The sequence below is a fragment of the Actinomadura sp. CNU-125 genome, from assembly GCF_001942465.1.
Lineage (GTDB): Bacteria > Actinomycetota > Actinomycetes > Streptosporangiales > Streptosporangiaceae > Spirillospora.
Genome location: NZ_MKJY01000397.1, coordinates 1 through 3,644, shown reverse-complemented (window position 1 = coordinate 3,644; position 3,644 = coordinate 1). Strand labels below are relative to the sequence as shown.

4 protein-coding genes and 1 pseudogene are annotated in these 3,644 nt (G+C 76.9%); 4 read left to right on the top strand and 1 reads right to left on the bottom strand.

Annotation, left to right across the window (positions count from 1 at the left end; all coding sequences use genetic code 11):
- Positions 1 to 890: pseudogene (locus tag BJF79_RS67675) on the top strand (LUD domain-containing protein); the annotation flags it as partial.
- Between the two features lie 292 nt (positions 891 to 1,182).
- On the top strand, positions 1,183 to 1,527 hold the full coding sequence (locus BJF79_RS67670; protein WP_410050183.1) for a lactate utilization protein C: 345 nt from the start codon (positions 1,183 to 1,185) through the stop codon (positions 1,525 to 1,527).
- Between the two features lie 33 nt (positions 1,528 to 1,560).
- Here BJF79_RS67670 and BJF79_RS34730 read toward each other — a convergent pair whose 3' ends face one another.
- Positions 1,561 to 2,130: a TetR/AcrR family transcriptional regulator gene (locus tag BJF79_RS34730; RefSeq protein ID WP_075903798.1), complete on the bottom strand. Its 570-nt coding sequence runs from the start codon at positions 2,128 to 2,130 to the stop codon at positions 1,561 to 1,563.
- Between the two features lie 190 nt (positions 2,131 to 2,320).
- On the opposite strand from BJF79_RS34730, the gene BJF79_RS34725 reads away from it, so the two are divergent.
- Together BJF79_RS34725 and BJF79_RS34720 are read left to right on the top strand one after the other, a co-directional pair.
- A complete protein-coding gene (locus BJF79_RS34725; protein ID WP_262402999.1) occupies positions 2,321 to 2,752 on the top strand; it encodes a plectin in 432 nt (143 codons plus the stop codon).
- Between the two features lie 231 nt (positions 2,753 to 2,983).
- A partial coding sequence (locus BJF79_RS34720) for a maleylpyruvate isomerase N-terminal domain-containing protein (protein ID WP_262402998.1) occupies positions 2,984 to 3,644 on the top strand: 661 nt, incomplete at its 3' end.

The window sequence follows — 3,644 nt, the reverse complement described above, 5'->3', positions numbered from 1 at the left end:
CCGCGGACCTGGCCGACGACCCGGCCGCCCTCGCCGCCGCCGCCCGCGCCCACCTGCGCGGACCGGTTCACCGCCGCGCGCGTCGCCGTCATCGGCTCGTTCCTGGCCGCCGACACCGGCACCGCCGTGCTGGCGGAGTCCGGCGGCGAGGGACGCATGTGCCTCACCCTCCCCGAGACGCTGATCACCGTCGCGGGCATCGACAAGGTCGTCCCGTCGTGGGCCGACCTCGAAGTGCTGCTCCAGTTGCTGCCGCGTGCCTCGTCGGGCGACCGCATGTCCCCGTACGTGTCGGCCTGGACGGGCGTGCACCCCGGCGACGGGCCCCGCGCGTTCCACCTCGTCCTGCTCGACAACGGCCGCACCCGCGCGCTCGCCGACGAGGTCGGGCGGGCGGCGCTGCGCTGCATCCGCTGCTCGGCCTGCCTGAACGTGTGCCCGGTGTACGAGCGGACGGGCGGCGGCCCGTACGGCCCCGTCTACCCGGGGCCGGTCGGCGCGATGCTCACCCCGCAGCTGCGCGGGGTGGAGAGCGCCGCGAACGCGTCGCTGCCGTTCGCGTCCACGCTCTGCGGCGCGTGCACCGACGTGTGCCCCGTGAAGATCGACATCCCGGAGGTCCTGGTGCACCTGCGCGGCACGGTCGTGGAGTCGCGCCGCGCCCGTCCCGTCCCGACGCCCGAGCTGGTGCTGATGCGCGGCCTGGCCTGGACGATGGCGGACGCCCGCAGGTACCGGCTCGCGGTCCGGCGGGCTCCCGGTGGGCGCGGCTGCTGTCGCGCGGCGGCCGGATCCGCCGGCTGCCCGGCCTGCTCGGCAAGTGGACCGACGCCCGGGACGTGCCCGCGCCGCCCGCGCGGAGCTTCCGCGACTGGCAGGCGCGCCGGTGAGTCCCGCGACGGCGGATCCTGCGCGCGTCCGCGACGCCCTCGGCGGGGACCGCGGCACGGCCCCGCCGGTCCCGCGCGGGTACGCGCGGCGGCTGACCGCCGCGGAGGCCGCGGTCCGCCACGTCCTCACGCTGTTCACCGAGCGGGTCGCCGAGAACCGCGCGGCCGTCCGGCACGTCCGCCGCCGACGACGTCGCGCACCGCCGTCGCCGCCGCGCTGTGGGGGCGGGAGGCGAAGCAGATCGTCGTCCCGGCCGACCTGCCGTTCGGGTGGCTGGCGGAGCTGGAGGGGGTGCGGGCGCTCGCCGACACGCCCGTCCTGGACGCCGAGACCCTCGCCGCGTCCGACGGGGTCGTGACGGGCTGCGCGGCGGCCGTCGCGCGGACCGGGACGGTCGTGCTGGACGGCGGCCGCGCGCAGGGACGGCGCGCGCTGACGCTCCTTCCCGACTACCACCTGTGCGTCGTGCACGCCGACCAGATCGCCGGGACGGTCCCGGAGGTCGTCGCGCGCCTCGACCCGGCGCGTCCGCTGACCTGGATCAGCGGCCCGTCGGCCACCCGCGACGTCGAGTCGGTGCGGGTCCCGGGACCGCACGGCCCCCGCCACCTGGAGATCCTCGTCGTCGAGGACTGAACCGCACGGATCGGCGGGAGCGCCGGGAGGCGGTCAGCGGGCGCCGTTCAGGACGACGTCGAGGCCCGCGTCGAAGCGGGCGTCCCAGTTCACCGCGCGGTCGGCGCCGTCCTCGGCGGTGCCGCGCACCTCGAGGGCGGCGTGCCCGATGACGTAGCCGAGCAGGGTGTGCGCGGCGACGGCGGCCGTGTCCTCGGCGGCGCCGCCGAGGCGCAGCGCCTCGCGCAGGGACGCGACGGTCTCGGTGAGCGCCGCGGGGTTGCGGCGGGTCACGACGAGCGGCAGCACGCCGGCGTGTTCGAGCAGCCGGGCGCGGTAGCCGCGCGCCCAGCCGCGCAGCGCGTCCCCGGCGTTCCCGGCGTCCCCGTCCGGGGCGACGGGCGCGGCGGCGACGTGCGCGACGAGGCCGTCGAGCAGCTGCTCCTTGCCGCGGGGGAGATGGTGGTAGATCGCCATCGCCTCCACCTCCAGCGCGTCGCCGAGGCGGCGCATGGTGAGACGGCCGAGGCCCTGCCCGTCCACGATCTGCAGGGCGGCCTCGATGATGCGCTCGGTGGACAGCGGCGCGCGGTTCCGCGCGTTGATCGCAGGTTGCCGGACCATGAGGTGACCTTACTGAGTAAAGGCGGCGTCCGGTGGCGAACGCCGCCCGACGCGCCGGAAGCCGCGGGCCGGACCCGCCGCCGCCGCGCCCACCTTACTGCGTAAAGGCGCGATCGCGGGTGTCCCCCGTCACAACCCGCGCGCCGTCCGCGTACGCTGGCCTCGATCGGATTTGAGAACGACCGTTAGCTTGAAGGAGAGCACCATGCCGCTGGGCCGCCGGGGGAACAAGGACGTCGTGGAGCTGCACGAGGCCGACCGGCGGTTGGCCGCCGGGTACGCCGAGCGGCTCGCCGCGGCCACCGAGGCCGAGCGGGCGCTGCGGGACGCGCAGGGCGACGCCGTCGCGCCGGAGGAGCTGCGGGAGCTGACGATCGCGTTCGACGTCGCGCTGACCGGGGCGCTCGCCGCCGCCGAGGCCGCCGAGCGCGCCGAGATGGGCCCGAAGGCGTACGCGACCGACGCGCAGGACGCGAAGGCCCAGCGCGCCGCCGAGATCGAGGTCCGCAAGGCGAAGGCGACCGTTTCCGTCCGGCCGTGGACCGACGAGGTCGACCGGCTGCGCACCGCGCGCGAGGCGCACCGGCTGAGCTTCCGCACCGCGCCGACCGCCGCCGTCTGACGGGCGGCCGCCGGGCACGGGCCGACGGTCCCCGGCCGCCTCGGGGAGGGGCGTCCCGGGCCGGACGTGGGGCGACACAGCGTCACCGGGTGGCACCGGCCACCGAACTTTGAGAGTCTGCCCTCTCGGGGAGCACCGGGACGACCCGCCCGCCGCCGCGCGTTCGCGGCCGGGGGCGGGACGCGTCCCGGTGGAGAGGGCAGAGGTGCTCTGGACGCGGGGGGAAGTCACGTGGAGCGCACGCCGCCGGACCGGCGCCGCGTACTCGAGTCCTATCGGGACGGGGTGCGGGCGATCGGTGAGCTGGCGGGCCGGGCCGAGGACTGGAACGTCCCGACGCCGTGCTCGGACTGGCAGCTGATCGACCTCGCCGGGCACCTGCGGTGCGTCGGCGAGAACTTCCTGGAGTACCTGCAGGACGCACCGGACAGCCGGCTCGCGAAGCTGTTCGCCCGGGAGGGCGCGACGGCCGTGCTGATCCGGCAGCAGGCCCGGCAGAACGCGGCCGAGCTGGCGGTGCTGCCGCCCGAGCCGGGTCCCGAGCGGATCATGGCGTTCGGGGTGTCGGCGGGCGCGTACGCCGACCTGATGCCCGACATGTGGGACCGCACCCACCTGATCTACCGGGGCACCAAGTACACCGTGGGCGACCACGCGGGCGCGGCGTGCGTCGAGTGGCATCTGCACGCGTGGGACATGGCGCGCGCCCTCGGCACCGACTACCGGCCGCGCCGACCCCGACCTGCTGGTGTCGGCGTGGCACTGGGGCGTCCCGCACCTGCCGCTGGTCTCGGGCGAGGGGTGGGAGGCGGTGCTGCGCCGCGTCGGGCCGGTCGCCGAGCTGGCCGGAGCCCGACGCCGCCGCGGGCGGCCGCACCGCCGGGACGTCCGG

Excerpts from the sequence above, each read along its gene's own strand:
- BJF79_RS34730 (WP_075903798.1), bottom strand. The coding sequence starts at position 2,130 with ATGGTCCGGCAACCTGCGATCAACGCGCGGAACCGCGCGCCGCTGTCC.